Raw genomic sequence first — 1068 nt, forward strand, 5'->3', positions numbered from 1 at the left:
CGCAAGGGGCGCGCGAGCAGTCCGGTGGGTGATCCGCCCGGTGCGGCAGGCGCCAGGGGCGATCGTGCGGAGCGTGCACCTCCCGGCGCGGGCGGCGGGGCGGCGGGCAGGATCGCGTGCAGCAGCCGGTCGGTCTCCCGGGACGGCGCGACCGCGAGGTCCTCGCGCAGCCGGCGCGCGCACAGGTCGTACCAGCGGCGCACACAGGCGTGCTCGCCGCGCCTGCCGTGCGCCGTCATCAGCGCCCGGTACGTCTCCTCGTGGTGCCGGTCGATGCCGAGCGTGCTGCGGCAGACCTCGATCAGCTCGGGAAAGTCCTCGCGCTCGGCGGCGTCGGCGCGCAGCACCTCCAGCGCCCGCAACGCCAGCGACCGCAGGTACTCGCGCTGCTCGACCACCCAGTCAGCGCTCTCACCGCGCAGGAACTCACCGGCGTACAGCGCCACGGCGGACCGCAGCCGTTCCCGGGCGGCGCCCCGGTCGCCCGCGGCGGCCGCACGGAGCCCGCTGTGCACCAGCTCCCGGAAGCGGTCCACGTCCGACCAGAGGTCCTCGACGTCCAGGACGTAGCCGAAGTCGCGGTAGGTCAGCCGGATCCCCGACGCGCACGGGCTGTCGGGGTGCGCGTCCAGGACCCGGCGCAGCGCGTGCGCGGCCACCTTCAGCGAGCTGTCCCCGGCGGACCGGTCGGAGCCCGGCCACAGCGCCTCGTACAGCCGGTCGCGGGTGAGGGTCTGGCCGCGGTGGATCACCAGGAACTGGAACAGGCCGCGCGCCTTGCCGGCCCGCCAGCGTCGCACCGGGGCACCGTTCACGCTCAGTTCGAAGTCGCCGAAGAAGCGGATGCGTACCGCCTGCCGTGCGATTCCGGTCACCGCGGTCGTCATCGCGTCCTCCCGGGAGCCGTCGTATGCCGTTCTGCCTGCGGCGAGTCTGTGCCCCGGCTCTACACGCGGCCTATAGCGGCCGGATCCCGTCGCTGTAGGTCCGTCATAGAGGCGCTTCCCAGACTGAGTCTCCGATGGCCCGGGCCGCCGGCGGTGCACGGCCACGGCCCGCCGGACACGG

At 74.4% G+C, this 1068-nt stretch carries 1 protein-coding gene; it reads right to left on the reverse strand.

From position 1 onward, the window contains the following. Positions 1-887: BTAD domain-containing putative transcriptional regulator (locus tag N4P33_RS35435; RefSeq protein WP_260831019.1), on the reverse strand; the 887-nt coding region annotated here is incomplete at its 3' end. Positions 888-1068: the final 181 nt, after the last annotated feature.

Origin of the sequence: Streptomyces sp. 15-116A, from assembly GCF_025290915.1 — a bacterium.
In the GTDB taxonomy this organism is placed as follows: Bacteria; Actinomycetota; Actinomycetes; order Streptomycetales; family Streptomycetaceae; genus Streptomyces.